The sequence below is a fragment of the Tsukamurella strandjordii genome, assembly GCF_039525985.1.
Lineage (GTDB): Bacteria > Actinomycetota > Actinomycetes > Mycobacteriales > Mycobacteriaceae > Tsukamurella > Tsukamurella strandjordii.
Genome location: NZ_BAAAII010000003.1, coordinates 3,237 through 19,770, shown reverse-complemented (window position 1 = coordinate 19,770; position 16,534 = coordinate 3,237). Strand labels below are relative to the sequence as shown.

20 protein-coding genes are annotated in these 16,534 nt (G+C 67.0%); 6 read left to right on the top strand and 14 right to left on the bottom strand.

Annotation, left to right across the window (positions count from 1 at the left end; genetic code table 11):
* Positions 1–14: 14 nt before the first annotated feature.
* Both ABD108_RS05460 and ABD108_RS05455 read left to right on the top strand, forming a co-directional pair.
* Complete coding sequence (locus tag ABD108_RS05460; RefSeq protein ID WP_068526274.1) at positions 15–629, top strand: TetR/AcrR family transcriptional regulator; 615 nt, start codon at positions 15–17, stop codon at positions 627–629.
* A 111-nt stretch (positions 630–740) separates the two neighbouring features.
* Positions 741–3,746: an MMPL/RND family transporter gene (locus tag ABD108_RS05455; RefSeq protein ID WP_068526317.1), complete on the top strand. Its 3,006-nt coding sequence runs from the start codon at positions 741–743 to the stop codon at positions 3,744–3,746.
* 108 nt (positions 3,747–3,854) lie between these two features.
* On the opposite strand, the gene ABD108_RS05450 is transcribed toward ABD108_RS05455, so the two are convergent.
* Together ABD108_RS05450 and ABD108_RS05445 are read right to left on the bottom strand one after the other, a co-directional pair.
* Entirely contained in the window at positions 3,855–4,202 is a 348-nt protein-coding gene (locus tag ABD108_RS05450) for a hypothetical protein (protein ID WP_068526275.1), read from the bottom strand.
* A 20-nt stretch (positions 4,203–4,222) separates the two neighbouring features.
* The gene (locus tag ABD108_RS05445) at positions 4,223–5,323 is read right to left on the bottom strand and encodes an ImmA/IrrE family metallo-endopeptidase (protein WP_225536079.1); all 1,101 of its coding nucleotides are present in this window, start codon (positions 5,321–5,323) and stop codon (positions 4,223–4,225) included.
* 276 nt (positions 5,324–5,599) lie between these two features.
* Here ABD108_RS05445 and ABD108_RS05440 point away from each other — a divergent pair, with 276 nt between their 5' ends.
* The 4 genes from ABD108_RS05440 (at position 5,600) to ABD108_RS05425 (ending at position 9,894) form a co-directional block, all read left to right on the top strand.
* Positions 5,600–6,328, top strand: coding sequence for a hypothetical protein (locus ABD108_RS05440; protein ID WP_225536078.1), 729 nt, complete (start codon positions 5,600–5,602; stop codon positions 6,326–6,328).
* A 65-nt stretch (positions 6,329–6,393) separates the two neighbouring features.
* A complete protein-coding gene (locus tag ABD108_RS05435; RefSeq protein ID WP_225536077.1) occupies positions 6,394–7,449 on the top strand; it encodes a tyrosine-type recombinase/integrase in 1,056 nt (351 codons plus the stop codon).
* On the top strand, positions 7,436–9,436 hold the full coding sequence (locus tag ABD108_RS05430) for a tyrosine-type recombinase/integrase (protein WP_223120764.1): 2,001 nt from the start codon (positions 7,436–7,438) through the stop codon (positions 9,434–9,436). The genes ABD108_RS05435 and ABD108_RS05430 overlap by 14 nt, the downstream gene beginning before the upstream one ends.
* Complete coding sequence (locus ABD108_RS05425) at positions 9,433–9,894, top strand: DUF6262 family protein (protein ID WP_220270942.1); 462 nt, start codon at positions 9,433–9,435, stop codon at positions 9,892–9,894. The genes ABD108_RS05430 and ABD108_RS05425 overlap by 4 nt, the downstream gene beginning before the upstream one ends.
* Before the next feature lie 36 nt (positions 9,895–9,930).
* Here the strand turns inward: ABD108_RS05425 and ABD108_RS05420 are convergent, their stop codons facing one another.
* The 12 genes from ABD108_RS05420 to ABD108_RS05365 form a co-directional block, all read right to left on the bottom strand.
* A complete protein-coding gene (locus ABD108_RS05420) occupies positions 9,931–11,025 on the bottom strand; it encodes a hypothetical protein (protein WP_343929727.1) in 1,095 nt (364 codons plus the stop codon).
* A gap of 39 nt (positions 11,026–11,064) precedes the next feature.
* Entirely contained in the window at positions 11,065–11,499 is a 435-nt protein-coding gene (locus tag ABD108_RS05415) for a MarR family winged helix-turn-helix transcriptional regulator (RefSeq protein WP_343929726.1), read from the bottom strand.
* Between the two features lie 26 nt (positions 11,500–11,525).
* Positions 11,526–12,113, bottom strand: coding sequence for a thermonuclease family protein (locus tag ABD108_RS05410; protein ID WP_343929725.1), 588 nt, complete (start codon positions 12,111–12,113; stop codon positions 11,526–11,528).
* Entirely contained in the window at positions 12,101–12,502 is a 402-nt protein-coding gene (locus tag ABD108_RS05405; protein ID WP_343929724.1) for a hypothetical protein, read from the bottom strand. Before ABD108_RS05405 ends, ABD108_RS05410 begins: the two co-directional genes overlap by 13 nt.
* Positions 12,499–12,987, bottom strand: a complete 489-nt coding sequence (locus ABD108_RS05400) for a DnaB-like helicase N-terminal domain-containing protein (protein WP_343929723.1) — start codon at positions 12,985–12,987, stop codon at positions 12,499–12,501. The genes ABD108_RS05405 and ABD108_RS05400 overlap by 4 nt, the downstream gene beginning before the upstream one ends.
* A 42-nt stretch (positions 12,988–13,029) precedes the next feature.
* A complete protein-coding gene (nrdH, locus tag ABD108_RS05395) occupies positions 13,030–13,272 on the bottom strand; it encodes a glutaredoxin-like protein NrdH (RefSeq protein WP_343929722.1) in 243 nt (80 codons plus the stop codon).
* Between the two features lie 754 nt (positions 13,273–14,026).
* Complete coding sequence (locus ABD108_RS05390; protein ID WP_343929721.1) at positions 14,027–14,203, bottom strand: hypothetical protein; 177 nt, start codon at positions 14,201–14,203, stop codon at positions 14,027–14,029.
* Positions 14,204–14,297: 94 nt separating this feature from the next.
* A complete protein-coding gene (locus ABD108_RS05385; RefSeq protein ID WP_343929720.1) occupies positions 14,298–14,426 on the bottom strand; it encodes a hypothetical protein in 129 nt (42 codons plus the stop codon).
* Between the two features lie 93 nt (positions 14,427–14,519).
* On the bottom strand, positions 14,520–14,888 hold the full coding sequence (locus ABD108_RS05380; RefSeq protein ID WP_343929719.1) for a hypothetical protein: 369 nt from the start codon (positions 14,886–14,888) through the stop codon (positions 14,520–14,522).
* A 20-nt stretch (positions 14,889–14,908) separates the two neighbouring features.
* Positions 14,909–15,130, bottom strand: coding sequence for a hypothetical protein (locus tag ABD108_RS05375; protein WP_343929718.1), 222 nt, complete (start codon positions 15,128–15,130; stop codon positions 14,909–14,911).
* Between the two features lie 23 nt (positions 15,131–15,153).
* Positions 15,154–15,594 (bottom strand): hypothetical protein, encoded by a 441-nt coding sequence (locus ABD108_RS05370; RefSeq protein ID WP_343929717.1) that lies wholly within the window; start codon positions 15,592–15,594, stop codon positions 15,154–15,156.
* A gap of 42 nt (positions 15,595–15,636) precedes the next feature.
* Positions 15,637–15,921: a hypothetical protein gene (locus tag ABD108_RS05365; protein ID WP_343929716.1), complete on the bottom strand. Its 285-nt coding sequence runs from the start codon at positions 15,919–15,921 to the stop codon at positions 15,637–15,639.
* Between the last annotated feature and the right edge of the window lie 613 nt (positions 15,922–16,534).

Genomic DNA, 16,534 nt, shown 5'->3' with positions numbered 1-16,534 from the left:
CAACAGCGAGAAGAATGCGGGTAGCGGTGAGCATCGATGGCCTCGACGACGTCGATCCGCGGCGGGTTCGTTCCAGGAACCGTCTACTCGACGCCACGGCGGTGTTGCTGCGCAGAGGGGGAGTGGAGGCTGTCACCGTCGAGGCGGTCACCAGCTTGTCCAGGGTTGCCCGCACAACCCTCTACCGGCACTTTGGCAGTACCACCGACCTGGTCGCCGCTGCCTTCGAGCGTTTGCTGCCCCAGGCCGATCGCCACGAACTCTCGGGGTCGGTGCGCGAGGACTTGATCCGGTTGATGGATCGTCAGGCGGACGTCATCGAACAGGCGCCGCTGCAGGTCACCACGGTCGCGTGGTTGGCGATGGTGCCCGAACGGGCCGGCGAGCAGAGCAACGCCCTGGCCCCACTGCGTGCGCGGGTGGTCGATCACTACCGCGAACCGTTCGACCGATTGCTCACCAGTGCCAGTGCCGTCGACGAGCTCGACGATTTCGACCTGACCCTGGCCATCACCCAGCTCGTCGGACCGCTGATCTTCGCCAAAATCACCGGCATCCGGGCCGTCGACGCCGATGACCGCCGCCGCATCGTCGACGACTTCCTGACGGCGCATCGCCGCATGCCCTGACCGCTCGCACGGTCCACGCCGAGTCCGAAGACGAGCGACCGCGCCACCGCTTTTCGCTACATCATGTAGCGTACCGATCCAGGTAGTTCCGTTTCGGCAGGAGTGGTGTTGATGGTGGTGCACCGGCGATCGGCTGGCGCGCGGTCAGAACGCGCGGAATACAGCGCCACGCTTGCGCGGGTGGCTCGGTACGCGCTAGCGCACAAGGTTGTCGTCGTCGGCGCGTGGCTCGCGGTGGGTGTGGTGCTGGCGCTGGCGTTCCCGCAGCTCGAGACAGTCGTGCGCCAACAATCGGTCGATCCGATCCCTGCGGGAGTGCCGTCATTTCAGGCTTTCGACCGGATGGGTACGGCGTTCGGGGAGAAAGGCGCCAAGACAACGGTTTTCATCGCCATGGAGAACCGTGGCGGCCTCACCCCGACGGTGCGCGTACGCTACGACGAGCTTGTTCAGAAACTTCGTGGCGCCACCGCCGATGTCGCTTCCGTCCGTGACCTGGTGGGGGATCCGACGACGGCGTCGCAGGCGGTGAGCCGCGACGGGACGGCCTGGTACCTGCCGGTGGGGCTGACCGGAACGCTGGGCGGCCCCGCCGCGACTCGCGCCTTGGATTCCGTGCGCGACCTCGCCTATCATTCGTTCTCCGGCACCGGTACAACCGTACACGTCACCGGGCCCACCGCCACCTTCAGCGATCAGATCGTCACGGCCGAAAAGGACCTTGTGGTGATCACCATGGCCACGGTTCTGCTGATCGCGTTCATCCTGCTGGTGGTCTACCGGTCGCTGTTCACCGCGCTCGTACCCCTGCTGGTGATCGGGATCAGCCTCGGGGTGGGTCGCGGTGTGGTGTCAGCGTTGGGCGAGTTCGGAATGCCCGTTTCACAGTTCACCGTCGCGTTCATGACGGTGATCCTGCTCGGTGCCGGCGTCGACTACACGGTCTTCTTCATCAGCCGCTACCACGAGCGATTACGGTCGGGCGCCGAGCACGCACCTGCGCTCATCGACGCCACCGCTACGATCGGGCGCGTCATCCTCGCCTCCGCCGCAACCGTCGCCCTGGCGTTCCTGGCGATGGTGTTCGGAAAACTGAGCGTCTTCTCCACTCTCGGGCCGGCATGTGCGATCGCGATCGTCATCGGGTTCCTCGCCACGGTCACCCTGCTACCGCCGGTCCTGCACGCCGCCTCCCACCTCGGGTGGGGTGCACCCCGCGCGGACCTGACGCGGCGCTACTGGAACCGCATCGCGGTACTCGTCGTACGGCGCCCCGCCTCGCTACTGGCTATGACACTCGTCGCTCTGCTCGCCCTCGGCGCAGTGGCGTTGGGCATCACCATCACCTACGACGACCGCAGCGGACAACCCGCCACCACTGACAGTAACGAGGGTTACGCACTGCTCGACCGGCACTTCCCGACCAACACTACCGTCCCGGAATTCCTCGTGATCCAATCCCCGAACGACATGCGTACCGCGAAAGGGCTGGCTGACCTCGACGACCTGGCATCACGCGTCGCGCAAGTCCCGGGAGTGACCCGGGTTGTCGGCGTGACCCGACCCACCGGCAGCCGCCTCGAACAAGCCCAGCTGTCGTGGCAGAACGGACAGATCGGTGACCGACTCGCCGCGGCAGTCAGTGACGGCCGATCACGCACTGGCGACCTGTTCCAACTTCGAGATGGCGCCGACCAACTCGCGACCGGCCTTGCCACGCTCGACAGCCAGATCCGCGCCAACCTGACACCGCTGTTGCGAATTCTCGACCAGGCCACGACCGCGGGACAACAGATCCAGCAATACCGACCACTGCTCGGTCAACTCCGCACAACCGCACCCGCACTCGACCAACTCATTGGGCAGGCACCGCAATTGGCCACCGCGGCAAGGCAGGCATCCGACGCCTTGAGTCTCGTGACCGCCGTGCGGCCCTTGCTCGACAACGCTCCCTGGTGCGCCCCGATCCCTCAGTGCGCCGCCGTCCAACAGCAACTCCGGACCCTGGGCACACTGCGGGATTCCAACTTCCTCCTCCAAATCGGCGCTCTCTCCGGGCAACTGGGCAACCTCGGCACACCCATCACCACCATCACCGCGCAACTCACCGCCGCAGTGGACACATTGGACACAACGCTGGGTGCTGTCACCGCGCGCGACCTCCCCGCACAACTCGCCCAGCTTCAGAACGGGGTGAGTCAACTCGCTGCTGGCTCCCGCGCGATTGCCGGGGGAGTCGCCGCACTCGTCGACAGCAACCTGCAACAGTTCGCCGGGATGGCCACCCTTGCCGCGCAACTACAGACCACCGCCCGCGAAACCCGCGGCTCGGACGCCGCCACGGGTTTCTACCTACCGCCTGACGCGTTCGTCAACCAAAAGTTTTCCGACGTTGCTGCACAATTCGTCTCTCCAGACGGGCGGACAGTGCGCTATGCCATCCAAACCGACGCCGATCCCTACAGCAGCCAGGCGATTGAACTCACCAACGCCATCACCACCGCAGCCCAGACAGCGAGACCCAACACCGCCCTGCAGAACGCATCGGTGTCGCTAGCGGGATTCCCCGCCATCAACGCCGACCTGCAACGCCTGCTCAGCCACGATTTCCGGCTACTCGCCCTGGCCACCCTCATCATCGTCGGCATCATCCTGATCGCACTACTCCGAGCGCTCATTGCACCGCTTTACCTGCTGGGAACCGTTATCCTGAACTACGCTGCAGCCCTCGGCGTGGGGGTGGTGATCTTCCAATGCATCCTTCGCACCGAGATTGCCTGGCCTGTACCGCTTCTCGCGTTCATCGTGCTCGTCGCCGTCGGCGCCGACTACAACATGCTGTTGATCTCCAGGCTGCGTGAGGAATCCCACCGCAGCATTCGCATCGGAGTCCTACGAACCGTCACCAACACCGGCTCCGTCATCACCTCCGCCGGCCTCATCTTCGCGGCAAGCATGTTCGGACTGATGGTCGGCTCGATCGCCATCATGACCCAGGTCGGCCTCATCATCGGTGTCGGACTACTCCTCGACACCTTCGTCGTCCGAACGATCGTCGTACCCGCAATCGCCACCCTGGCCGGACCAGCGAGCTGGTGGCCAGGCAAACACGGGTGACCCGAATCCACTGCGCCCGCATGACGACGAAACATAACGGTCGGCACGCGGCCCGTCGGCCCCACACCCAGCTCGCTATCTGATAACGCACACCGTAAGATCGACAGATTAAATAACTGGATGACGGTCGCAGGACTTGGTCGTAAGACCGCGGGCGTGTGCTTCGCGCCAGGCGGCGGCGAGGTTGTCGGCGCGGCTGTGCCAGGTCATCTCGCCGAGGTACTCGGCGTGCTTCCTCGTCGCATCGGTCCACCGCAGCTCCGCGTACAGGCGCCGGTACTGGCACCGGAGGACCACCCGCCCCAGCGCGTTCGGTGCGGTGCGGATGGCACGGTTGTGGCGGCCGCCTGCGGCGTCGTCCTGCTCTTTGGCCTGCACTGCCTTGTTCGACCCGTGCGGGACGCGCCAGTGGTGGTCTTTGACCGCGTCCTTGCTGTTCCAGCCCCACCGTGACATCCCTGGCGTCCCCCGCGCTGTTAGACGACGGTCAGGTGACGGCTGCCGGCGGTGGCACCCTCGGGTGCGCCGAACAGGCTGGTGCGGTTCTCGGCGGTGAGCAGTGTCAGGGCGTCGAGCTCGGTGGTGCTGTATCCGTCGGTGGCGAGCTGGGCGAGAACATCGCGGGCGAGCTCGGGTGTCTCGGTCGGGACACCGGGCCGGGTGCCGTACATCCGGCCGGTTTCGTTGAGTAGTCGGAACATCGCCCGGTACTGCCGGTCGGAGAGCACGCCGCGCTCGCGTGCTCGGACAACGAGCGAGGACTCGCTCACGCCCCAGTCCAGGCGCAGCTCGTCGAGCTCGTGCACGGTCCGGGTCGAGACCCGGTCCAGCGCCGGGCCGATGTCGTCGACCGGGGCGAGGAACTCGGCGGCGAAGACATTTGCCCGTCGCTCGGTTTCGGTGGGGCTGACCAGGGTCATCGCATCCATCACCAGGTGCCCGAGTTCGTGCGCGAGGGTCATGCGCATCCGGTCCGGCGGTAGTGCGGCGTTGACGTACACCAGGTGCGGGTGATGCGCGGTGGCGCGTAGGGTGACCGCGTCGATCTCGCGGTCGTGGAAGTCCTCGACGACGACGAAGACCCCGGCCGCTTCCAGCAGTTCGGTCATCGACCGGATGGGGCCGGCGATGCGCCAGAGCCGGCGCAGGACTTGCGCGACCGTGATTTCGCCGAGATCGGCGGCGTAGTCCCCGGGGTCGAGATCGGGCAGCGCCAGTTCCGGATCGAGATCGGTGTGGGCGACGACCCGGCCTAGCCGCATCGCGACCAGGTTGGCGCGCGCCCAGACGCGGTCACGTTTCCACTCCGCTGTGGTGGCGTTGGCGCGGAAGTGCGTGCCCTGCGCAGGTGAGCGCTCGAACGCGACGCACAGCGCCTCGACCGGGCATTGCAACGCCCGGGCGTAATCGTCGAGCGCCTTACCTGCCAGCGGCAGAGCGCCAGCCTCGACCCGGGTGACGTGCGATCCGGAGATCCCGGCCTCCTCAGCGAGCCGCTTCTTCGACCAGCCGTGCGCCAGTCGTGTCAGCGCAACCATCACCGGGTTCGCCTCGGCCTGCGAGAAGAGTGCCGTCACCCAGATCGCCTCCATATCCTCGATCGATCCCTGCGTTCCACGCTATCGCGGTAACAGCCGAAATCTGCGCAGAAACACCGTGTGAACTGCGACTTTCTGCCCGACGCGGTTATCTCCATCCGAAACGCAAGTGACTGATGTGACGTCCGTCTCGCTCGCGAGAGCGAGGCGAGACGGTTTGGCCAATTCTGCAGGTCACGGCGTGTTGTCTTGCTGAGAACTGTACCACGTTAGGCAAGATTCCATGCAAGTAATTACATCGATGGGAGACAGATCGTGACGGCACTCATGGACGACGACATCAACCCGCTCGACGCGGGAGCGGTTTCTCGGAAGGAGGCGCAGCGGATCCTGCGCCCGGTGACGATCGGCGTCGGCGCGCTGCTGCTGGCCGCGGTCGATCACTGGAACACGCTGACCGCGGGGCAGCCGGCGCACTTGCGGACGGTGCTGCAGCCGCTGCTGCGGGGTAGTCACGTTGCGGCGTTTGTCTCCGCCGGCACCAACGTGTGGCTGAGCACCCAGGGGATGCACCCGCCCGGGCACCTGGTCAAGCGGCCGTATCAGTGGTCCGAGGTGAGTAGTCACGGCCGTACTTACCTGGCGATCCATCACAAGGAGATGGAGGGCACCAACACTCGGCGCAAGGCCTTCATCAAGCAGGACTCGCAGACTCTGCAGCTGGTGGGCGATCCCACGCACTGCGAGCTGACCTGGGACTACGACGCGGCGACCGATTCGCACGTGCGGCGGATCTGGGTCAGCGCCCCCGGGGTGCAGTGGGAACGGTTCGAGATCCCGATGGACCAGGTGCAGCAGAGGTACGCCGCGTGGCGCAAGCGGGACGTGCGCTGGCTGCCCGGGCGGCTGCCCGCTGCGTCGATCGCCGACGCCGCGATCGCCGATGACGTGGTCATCGATGTGCGTGACGAACAGCAGCGTCGGCGCACTGACATCACGACCCGCCGGCCGCGCCGCGCCGACGGCCTCGAGGACCAGCGATGAGGGCCGCCCCGGTCACGGTCCACGGGGTCCGGTCGTGGACCGTCGTCGACCAACAGGGTTTGCCGGTGCTCGAGATCGAGCAGTTCCTGCATTGGCAGCGGGCGATCGGACGTTCTCAGAACACCGTCCGCTCGTACGCGCGGCACCTGAGTCAGTTCTATCGTTGGCTGGCTGCGCGGGGAATCGTTTGGGATGAGCTGGATTTCCGGCAGCTTTGTGACTTCGTCGCCGTTCTCACCGCTGGACTGCCGCCGCTGCCGTCGCGGTGCGGGGGCCGTGCACCCGGCACGGTGAAAGCGGTCAGCGCCGCGGTGCGGGAGTTTTACGAGTTCCACCGCGTCGAGGGCCGGGGACCGCAGGATCTGGTACTGACCCGCAACCCGTCGAAGCTGCCGCGGCGCGCGCACAGCTTCCTTGCGCACCTCGAACACCGCCGTCCGCGCGAAGTCTCCCGCCTGGCCCGGCCCGACCGGCAGTCGGCAGAGACCGTGCAGGTCATCGACTTCGAGACCGACTTCGCCAAGCTGCTCGCCGCGGCGTCGACCACCCGTGACCGACTGCTGCTGTCGGCGCAGTACGACCTGGGCCTGCGGGTAGGCCAAGCGCTCGGCCTGCGCCACGGCGACTTGAACCCGATGCGCAGGCAGGTGATGATCCGCCGGCGTGACGACAACGCCAACGGGGCGCTATCAAAGCAGAAGACCCAATTCATCGTCGAGGCTCCGCGGCGGTTCTTCGACCTGTATGCCGCGTACCTGCTCGGTGAGATCGCCCACGTCGACAGCGATTACGTGTTCGTCAACCTCTCACGCCCACCCGTCGGTGGTCCGATGACCTACTCCAACGCCTACCAGCTCATCGAACGGATCGGCGCCGCCGCCGGGATCGACGACCTCAACCCGCACATGCTCCGCCACACCCACGCCACCGCCCTGGCCAAAGCCGGATGGACCGCGGCCGAGATCGCTGCCCGCCTCGGCCAATCCCATTCGGCCAGCGCCGACGTCTACATTCACCTCGCCAGCGACGACCTCGCCGAAAAGCTCCGCACCACCGAGCATCTGGTCTGGCGAGAACCGCAGCAGTACCGACTGAAGGGAGACGGCGATGGCGCGCGGTAACGGCGAGCGCGCCCGGTCCGGGCCCCGCGGCGTCCCCGCTCTGCAGGTGCCGGACGGGCCTTGGTGCGCATCGACGTGGCCGGTCGTCGACATCGCCGGCGACCGCCGCCGCGCCGCCACCGACCCGTGCGCCGTCTCCGACTGCGACGGCGAGCGGTACTGGCTCGGCGGCCCCGGTGGACGCGCAGCCGCCACCTCGGGGCTGTGCTATGCCCACTACTTCCAGTGGTTCCGCGCTGGACAGCCCGCCGACTTTGACGCCTGGGCCACCACCAGCGCTCTGCCCGTCGGCGTGCCCCGTGGACGGCCCGCCACCACGCAGGTCGTCGACTTCCGCCGCATCCCAGCGGCGGCCGCCGACGAAGTCCGGTTCGTCGCCGCAACCAAGATCGGCCGCGGCGACTGGACCCCCAACGCCGGCCTGCGCCGCGCCCTGATCGTCCTCATCGAGGTCGCGCACGGGCGTATCACCAGCTCCCTGACCGAACGCCCCGTCGACGACTGGCTGCTGCTGTGCAGGCAGCACTGGCCTTACACCAACTTCGACTCCCTCTGCGCTCCCTACATCCGGAGGTTCTTCCGACTCCTTCACGGGGCCACCGACCCCGACCCATGGGCCGCGGATCACTGGCGGTGGCGCGACGGATTCGAGTTCGTCCTCGACGCCACCCAAGCCGGGGCGACACGAACCGCTGTCGACTGGGCCACCATCCCGGTGCCCTGGCTCAAAGAGGCCGTCAAAAGCCTGGCCCGCCAACAGTTGTCTACCTCCCGCATGTCCTGGGGAACGCTCACCCAGTGGCTGCGCGCCACCCGCCAGCTCGCCCAGTTCCTCACGCTCGACGGAACCGTTCCCGAACCGTCTGCGGTCACTCGGACGGCGTTCCTGGACTACCTCGAATGGACGCGCCGCCCCGACACCAAGGCAAGCCCCCAGCTCGCGAACACCGCGGCCTACCTGCTCGAAACACTGCGCGACTGCGGACTCGTCGACGACCTGGGATCAGCGATCTTCCTGCGCCGCGGCGAGAACGTCCACCGCAAGACCCGCCGACCGAGGCCCTTTCCACCCGATGTCATCGAACGCATCGACACCCTGATCGTCGACAACCCGGCCACCGACCCCACCCTCCGGGCGATGATCGCCACCACACGATGGGCGGGGTGCCGCATATCCGAACTCGTCGCCCTCCCGATCGACTGCCTCCAACACAGTGAGCAGGGCCACTGGATCGAATACTGGATGACCAAAACCAGCGCCTGGCGGCGGCTTCCAGTCCCCGAAAGCCTCGCCGAGATCATCCGCGACCAGCAGACCCGCGTCCGCGACACCTACGGCCCCGACGCCGAGCACCTCTTCCCTGGCGCCCGGTCCAGCGCCATCGCCGGCCGCACCCAGCCCTGGTCCACCAGCGGGCTACGACACCGCCTCGCCGCACTGTTCCGCGAGCACGGCATCACCACGTCCGTCGCCACCGGCGAGAAGATCTCCGGAGGCGACGTCCACCGCTTCCGCCACACCATCGGAATGCACCTGCTCAACAACGGATGGACCCAACCGGAAGTGCGCGACTTCCTCGGCCACCACAGCGACACCATGACCGCGACCTACGCTCGCATTACCGACGACACCCTCGCCCGCAAAGCCCGCGAATTCTGGGACACCAACCCCGACAAGGGCGTCGACGCCACCGTCGAGCGCCTGCGCGCCCGCTTCACCACCGCACTGCCCAACGGGTTCTGCACGCTCCCCGCGACGCAGCGCTGCGAGTTCCGCCCGAACCCCTGCATCGACTGCTCCTTCCACGACCCCGGCGGCCGCACCTTCCTCGGCGCACACATCACCCACCGCGACCAGCTCAGACAGCTCGCCGCCCAAGCACAAGACAACGGCGACCGCCAGGCAGCGGACCTGAACAAGACCATGCTCGACAAGGTCACCAGGCTCATCGACGAAATCGACTCAGACACGCAGGAATCCAGGTGAGCAATGGCGACCGCGATCACCGCACTGCACGCCTCACCGCGGCCGCCGCCGCCCGCACAACCAGCGCGACCGCCCGCGCACGTCGAGCCATCACCCGGCTGCACAACACCGGACAACCCGTCACCTTCGTCGCTGTCGCCAGAGCCGCCGACGTCTCAACCAGCTTCCTCTACAAGCAAACCCAGCTCCGGCAGGATATCGACGCGAAGCGCGGCACCGCCACCGCCGGAATAGAACGCTCCAGGGCAGCCAGTGCCGAATCCCTCCGCACCAAGCTCGCAACCGCGATCGACCGCAACCGCGAACTGACCGAACAGCTCGAGCAACTACACACCGAGAACGAGGCGCTCCGAAGCCGACTCCTCGAACTGGGAACCCGGCCGCCGGCCAAACAAGAAGCCCGTCGAGGAGAACATGCAGATAATCCGTCCGCCACAGGGCCACAACAGCCACGATGAGACCCGTCAGCCACGTCGTGGACAGTCAGGAGGCTCCTAGAGATATCGTTCGAGGGTGCGTAGGGCTGTGAGTCGGGAGTCGAGCTCGGTGAGGGTCTGGTGGTAGGCCCAGAGTGCGGCGACGCGGCGGCGCAGTGATTCGGTGAGGGTGTCGAGGATCTGGTGCTGGTCGTCGACGGCGTTGCGAGCTGCGATGTGTTCTGGTGCGTCGCCGGAGGGGCTGGGACCTAGTCGGGCGCGCATGGTGGCGATGCGGCGGGCGTGCTGGGCGATTTCGGTGGCGTCGGTGTCGGGGTTGAACGTGACGCGCTGGCTGGCGAGGTAGTCACTGTTCCAGGCGGGTAGGTCGGTGATCTGGTCGGCGAGGACGCCGGCGATCGCGGCGAGCTGCACTTCTGGGGTGTTCCAGTCGAGGGTGCGTGTGGCGTCGATGATCGCGTCTTTGTCGGCGTCGGTGAGCGCGTATTTCTCTGCGGGCGTGTAGTCGGCGCCGAGAAGGTAGAAGACGCCTGGGAGGAGGCATACCAGCGTCGTCATCACTGCCAGGAGCCAGGGATTCAGGAACGGTGCGAAGAGGAAGCCGACGGGCAGCGTGGCAACGCCGATCCAGGCGTTGTCGCCGAGAGAGCGTATGCCTTCTCGGACAGTAGCGTTGAAGCCGCCGGGTTGTTGCCTCGGTACCCATCGGGTCTTCGGCGTCTTTCCCTGCGGGTCGCCGACGATGATCGGTGTGGGGAGCGTGCGCGCGAGGTGCGGTGCGCGCTTGTGCAGGTATTGCTCGAACGGGGGCCTGGTGGCGTCGAGCTCGTTCCACTGGCGCAGCTGCTCGGTGCGCTCGTCGACGAGGTGCTTGGGGGTCCGTGAGCGTTCGGTGATGGTGACCTTGTACCCGTCGGTGGTCAGGGCGTCGATCTTTGCGCGCAGTTCGGCGGTGAGCTGGGATTCGTCGACGGCCATCGGCAGTGCGGCCGGGTTGGGCTCGAGGTGATATTCACCGAGGGCGTACAGCGCGCGAGCCTGGGTGGCTTCGTCGAGCTCATTGAAGGTGGGAACTTCGGGTCGGCGTGGCGCAGGAAGGTTGTTCGCTGGCTCAATCATCGCGTTGTTCTCCGCTTCCTGCGTGTCGGTCATATTGGATATTTTGCCGTGTGGCACTGACATTTTCAGTGTTCAGTCTGAGGTGCCGTGAAGGCGTTCGAGGATGGTGGCGGCTTCTGCGAGGGCGTCGCGCTCGTGGTCGGTGAGGCTGCGGAGCTGCTGGTGCAGCCAGGCCCTGCGGGCGCTGTTCTCGTCGTTGATGATCTGTCGGCCGGCGTCGTTGATGCTGACGATGACTTGTCGGCCGTCGGTGGGGTGGGGGCCGCGGTCGACGAGCTCGAGGTCGTACAGGGAGGCGATGACGCGGGAGATTGTCGGCGGGGTGACTCGTTCACGGTCGGCGAGCTGCCCGGGGGTGAGCGGGCCGTCTTCGGCGAGCGCGTTGAGGGTGGCGAGCTGGGCGAGGGTGACGCCGGCGTCGGGTCGGCGGCCGCGGAGGGTGCGGGCGAACCGGACGCAGGCGAGTGCGATGCTCTGGGCTTGGTCGTCGTGGGGGCTGGTGGTCATGGCGGGTCCGTTCGTAGGGGTGGGGGTTAGATGCGGCCGTTGCAGCCGCCGGGGTTCCAGAGGCCGCGGCCTGCGGTGTGGGCTTGTTGTTGGGCGATGCGCAGGGTTTCGGCGTGTGGGCCGGGTTGTCGGGGGTTGTAGGTGTATGCGCGGGCGTAGCCTGCGGCGACGAGCTGGTAGTTCAGTAGTTGCCCGCTTTGCCAGATGTAGGCGAGGGTGCGGCCGTAGCGGTCGGTGCGATCGCCGGCGCCGGCGGGGTTGTATTCGAGCTGGACGCTCTGGCCGGCGAGGGTCTGTTTCAGGTGGGCGGAGGCTTCGGGGCCGTAGCACTGCACGGGCTTGGACGGGTGCACGGTTTCCGGTGCGTCGATTCCGGCGAGGCGCACGGTGATCGCCTTGCCTCCGTCGCGTGGTGCGATGCGGATGGTGTCGCCGTCGGACACGGCGATCACGCGCACGGGCTCGGTGAGCGCGGTGGCCGGCGTGGGCGCGGTGATGGTGACGGTGGCCGTCGCGGCGGGCCGTAGGGCGGTGCAGGCAGTCAGTGCCGTGAGGACTGCGGCGGCCGCGGTGAGGGCGGCAGCGGTGCGGATCGGTGCGGTCAGGCGGTGCATGCCGCTCCCCCTCGTGCTTGCCCTGCGCCTTCTCCCCTGCTGGGGCTGGGCCAGGTGGTGTGTTGGTGGACGTCGCTGCGGTGGGCGGCGTCGGCGCGTCGGGCGCGGTGTTCGAGCTCGTCGTGGATGGTGCTGGTGAGGCTGCGCCTGGTGGTGGTGAGGTCGGCGCCGGCTGCCCCGGAGGCGAACCATCCCGGGTGGCGGGCGGTGGTGCCGATCGTGACCACTCCCCCACCCTCGGTGCCGATGAGCAGGGTGAGCGCCGGTGTGGTGGTGAGATTGCACGCGATGCCGTCGGCGGTGAGCTGGCTGTGCAGCTCGTGTAGTTCGCGGGCGATGGCGCGGTGCTCGCGTGGGGTCAGCGCCCTCCTGGTGCTGGTGGTGCTCATGCGGGGTGTCCGTTCAGGTTGCGGTAGCGCTGCTCGAGGCCGGTGTCGAGAAGCTTGGCTCCGGCTTCGGCGATGAGGGTGTGCAGCTCGTCGGGTTGGGCTTGCTGGGTGATCTGCACGATCCGTCTCGCGTGGTTCATGACGGTGTCGATGGCGTCCATGACGTGCTCGGCGCCGGGCTGGCCGCGGGTGGTGCGGCGGGCGGCGATCGCCACGCGGTAGAGGTCGGCGTGGGAGGGCTGGTAGAAGTCCGCGGCTTTGAGGTGCCGGGCGATGTGCCGCGCCTTGTCGGTGGGTGCGGTGATGAATGCCCACAGCAGCAGGCGCTCGTCGGCGAGGTCGGCGTCGTCAGGCAGGTACGGATCCGCATGCGCCGGCACCGCTGGGACAACCGCCGCCGGTGACGTGCCCGGTTCGTCAGCCGGGAGCGCCGGTGCCTTCGCGGGTTCGCATGCAGCTGTGCGGGTTTCGATCGTCGTGGTCACCTCCTACACTCCCCTCTCCCCTACTGGGCTTTCTCGCCTGAATCAGGCTGCTTGCAGTGTCTTGATGCGGTCGGGGCGGAAGCCGGACCAGTGCTGCGTGGTGGTGGTCTCGACGATGATGACGGGGGCCTGGAGGTACCCCAGGCTCATCACGTAGTCGCGGGCTTCGGCGTCCTCGGTGAGATTGACTGTCTGGTAGTCGATTCCGGCCTTGTCCAGGCTACGGAAGGTCGCTGTGCACTGCACGCAGGCGGGCTTGGTGTAGACGGTGACGGTGGTGGTCATGTGGATAGTCCTCTCGCGTGTGCGGAATGGTTGTCGACTCTCCCCCGAGACACTTCCTATTCTACATACTTTCTTGGGTTAATGTCTAGTCGATTGACCGTTTTTCTTGGATCAATCCGGGGGTGGTTGGCGGTTGTGTTGTGGTCCCGTTGTTGGGGCCCTTTCCCTTGACATATGCCGCAGATTCGCAGGCGGCGACGGCAGCACAACAGAGCGTGAAAACAAGTTTTTGTCATTTTCAGTTGAGGCCGTAGGCCTAAAGGACAAAAAGTTTTTTCGTAGCGACGTTGTGCCGAGTCGGTGACTGTTGAAAGAATCCGGCGGTCATTGGAACGGGCATGGTGTGCGGAGGTCGCGCTGCTCACGGTGTGGATGCCGGCGCCGTGCGCAGTAGGGGGTTGCCGGCCCCGGAGGGGTCGTGTCGTTCCGGCGAAGCCGGCCACCGCGCTTGCGTGTGCGCGCGGTGTGCGTCCGCGCAAGCGGATGCGCCAGGTCAAGTGCACTGTGCGCCCGTAGGGCGCGCGTTGTGTTCTCCCCTTCGGGCGGTGCCCGGCTGTGGGTCCGCGCCCTGCGATTGTGGGCGGGCGGAGGCTCCGAAGGTCTGCCGTAGCCCCGTCCACATGAGCAGGTGGGTGCGCGGTCCACAGTTGGGTGTCCGGCCGATGCGCCCGGGCAGGGGTGCAATCCTGGGGCCGCGCGAAGCGCGGCGCGCCCGCCCCGACGGTGCGGGACGGGCGCGCGGCTTGCGGTGCTGCTAGCTGGCCGGTTGGGGCTTGTCGTTCCAGGCGGCGGCGATCGCGGTGACGATGACGAGCGCGAAGGCGGCGAGGATCGCGTACGCCCACGCGGGGGCGTCGATCAGGCCGTATACGACCAGGCCAAGCGCGATGGGGATGAGCCGTTCGCTGGCGCTGCCGAGCTTGCGAAGCATTGCAGACCTCCTGACCTCAAGGGTAGTCTGTGAGGGAGCCCCGGCGGGGGCTTCGAAGCGTCCAACTTGTCCGCCCCCGCCGGGTGACCCTTCTCTACCGTTCCTCGTCGTCCTTGCGGGCGGCGCGGCGTCGGTCCAGCAACTCGAGAGTTGCCTTCACGGCGGCGGGTAGAGAGAGGATCAGGGGGAGAACAATTTTCGCGATATCAAGTACCGTGTCCATTGTCGTCCTCCTTCCCTCTATTGTCGGGGAACTTCCCCGACACCATTATTCTATCGGAATAGACCGTCAATTACCAGTCGATAGAAGTGTGATCTAGGCCGGGAACGGTTCGTTATTGGCCTGCATTCTGGCGACTTTCACTCGCGAATTCATGTGCCCAATATTGTCCACCAGTGCGTTGTATGCGGCATAAAATACGCATTCGGGGTCGGTCTTCCAATAGGGATGGTTTTCGTCGTCCCACGCGGCTTGTGGCGGTTCGGTCTCGTCGGGGTACTCGACGGGGAACTGTTTGAACACCGCGTCTTGGATTCCGAAGTAGGTGGCGAATGTTGCGTCATCTTTCGGGTTCGCCCGGTATTGGCGCTCGGCCTCGGCGGCGGCGGCGGCGAGCTGCTGCGGGTTGAGCGTGGCGATGTGGCGGCGCAGGGCGGCGCGGGCAGCTGAGGGAGTCATGGTCACGGGTTCGCTCCTGGTCTCGGCTACTTGCTGGGCGTCGTGATCGGGGTGTCGGGCTCGACGTTGACCGGGCCGAGGGTGGTTCCCTTCGCGCCCGCGTTCCACATGAGCCAGTGCTCGCCCTTCCACTCCGGCCTGCGCGAGAAGGCGGCGACGGTTTCGGGTTCGAGCTGGGCGACGGTGCCCGCGTATCCGTGGCCCTTCCACTGCTGGTACTCGGTGGCGCTGATCGTCTTGATTGCCATGATGTTTGGCCTTTCGTCTCGGGTCAGTAGGCGGGAAAGTCATGGACGGGGACGGCCTCGGGGCAACCGTCGGCGACGAGGGACGCGGACAGCGTCGCGTCGTGGTGGCCTCGCCCAAGTCCTCCGCGGATCGTCGCGGTACCGTCGCGGTAGTCGACGGGCGTCAGGTACCAGGTCCGTTCGGGTCGTCCCGGCCCGGTCAGCTGCCCGATCCCGGGGACCATGCGGGCAGCGCTGCGGCCGGTCTTGAGGTCGTGCGTGGTGACCTGGGTGAACCAGTCGACAGACACGAGGGCGTACAGGTCGCCGGCGTCGGCGGCTGCCTGGTAGTCGCCGGCCTCCGGGACCTGCTCGACGACGGTGCCGCGCGAGGGGTGGCGCGGGCTCGCGGGCAGGTAGCCGACCACGGCGACCGTGCGGCCGTTGATGGTGGCGGTGTACTTGGCGGCGTAGTTCTCGGTCATGTTTGCTCGCTTTCGATTCGGTGCGGTTCTGGCGAGTTCGGTCTAGGCGCTGGCTGGCACGGGCACGTACTGCTCGACGGGCGCAATGAGGGTGATGTGGTCACCGGATGCGATGTGGACGCACACGCCGTAGGGGATGCGGTCGACGATGGAGACGACGGGACGGCGGTAGCCCTCGCGGTTGGGGCCTGCGATCTGCTCGGCGACCTCGACGGCGGCGGCGAGCGCATCGTCACGGTCCGCGTGGAGACCGCCGGGGATGCTCCGGCCGTGGCCGCCGACGGTGTCGCGGTAGAGGCTCCACATGGTGGCGTAGGTGGTGGTCATGGGCGCGCCTTCCGGTCGACTCGGCCAGGTGGCCGGTGTTGTGGTGGTGGTGTGTTCTTGTATTGGCCGCCGTTGTGCGGACCGGGCGGAGCGCCAAATCGGTTTGCCCGTGCCCGGGAATTGGTGTGAAACCCGAAGGGCGCGAGCTAGCGAGCGAGCTTTCCGCCGTCCACTCGGTGGGTTGTCCGAGTGGATGTGTGGGCGGCGGAAAGGTTTTCTGCTCCAATTCCCGGGCACGGGTCGAGGCTCGCCGAGTACCGATTTGGCAGTGCAGTCCGGGCCGTCAAAGACTGCGGCTCAAGAACACCCACTTCTTGGGGATGAGTGCCGTAGGCCCCGCGCCGGCGAAGCCGGCCCCGCCGCGGAGCGTGCGGACCCCTCCCCTCGATGAGGGGAGGTTGGGAGGGGTGCAAGCGCCGAAGGCGCCGTGTTGTCGTCGGCCCGTAGGGTCGTCGTCCGGGTGGTTCGGGCGGTGCCCGGCTGGGGGCCGCGCCCTGCGATTGTGGGCGGGCGGAGGCTCCGAAGGTCTGCCGTAGGCCGTCCACATGAGCGGGTGGGTGCGCGGTCCCCGGTTGGGTGCCGGTCGATGCGCCCCGGCAGGGGTGCAGTCCTG

What these genes read in the sequence shown, in the direction of transcription:
- ABD108_RS05460 (WP_068526274.1), top strand. Translation starts at nt 15, where the DNA reads ATGCGGGTAGCGGTGAGCATCGATGGCCTCGACGACGTCGATCCGCGG.
- ABD108_RS05455 (WP_068526317.1), top strand. Translation starts at nt 741, where the DNA reads ATGGTGGTGCACCGGCGATCGGCTGGCGCGCGGTCAGAACGCGCGGAA.
- ABD108_RS05450 (WP_068526275.1), bottom strand. Translation starts at nt 4,202, where the DNA reads ATGTCACGGTGGGGCTGGAACAGCAAGGACGCGGTCAAAGACCACCAC.
- ABD108_RS05430 (WP_223120764.1), top strand. Translation starts at nt 7,436, where the DNA reads ATGGCGCGCGGTAACGGCGAGCGCGCCCGGTCCGGGCCCCGCGGCGTC.
- ABD108_RS05420 (WP_343929727.1), bottom strand. Translation starts at nt 11,025, where the DNA reads ATGACCGACACGCAGGAAGCGGAGAACAACGCGATGATTGAGCCAGCG.
- ABD108_RS05415 (WP_343929726.1), bottom strand. Translation starts at nt 11,499, where the DNA reads ATGACCACCAGCCCCCACGACGACCAAGCCCAGAGCATCGCACTCGCC.
- ABD108_RS05410 (WP_343929725.1), bottom strand. Translation starts at nt 12,113, where the DNA reads ATGCACCGCCTGACCGCACCGATCCGCACCGCTGCCGCCCTCACCGCG.
- ABD108_RS05405 (WP_343929724.1), bottom strand. Translation starts at nt 12,502, where the DNA reads ATGAGCACCACCAGCACCAGGAGGGCGCTGACCCCACGCGAGCACCGC.
- nrdH (WP_343929722.1), bottom strand. Translation starts at nt 13,272, where the DNA reads ATGACCACCACCGTCACCGTCTACACCAAGCCCGCCTGCGTGCAGTGC.
- ABD108_RS05390 (WP_343929721.1), bottom strand. Translation starts at nt 14,203, where the DNA reads ATGCTTCGCAAGCTCGGCAGCGCCAGCGAACGGCTCATCCCCATCGCG.
- ABD108_RS05385 (WP_343929720.1), bottom strand. Translation starts at nt 14,426, where the DNA reads ATGGACACGGTACTTGATATCGCGAAAATTGTTCTCCCCCTGATCCTC.
- ABD108_RS05375 (WP_343929718.1), bottom strand. Translation starts at nt 15,130, where the DNA reads ATGGCAATCAAGACGATCAGCGCCACCGAGTACCAGCAGTGGAAGGGC.
- ABD108_RS05370 (WP_343929717.1), bottom strand. Translation starts at nt 15,594, where the DNA reads ATGACCGAGAACTACGCCGCCAAGTACACCGCCACCATCAACGGCCGC.
- ABD108_RS05365 (WP_343929716.1), bottom strand. Translation starts at nt 15,921, where the DNA reads ATGACCACCACCTACGCCACCATGTGGAGCCTCTACCGCGACACCGTC.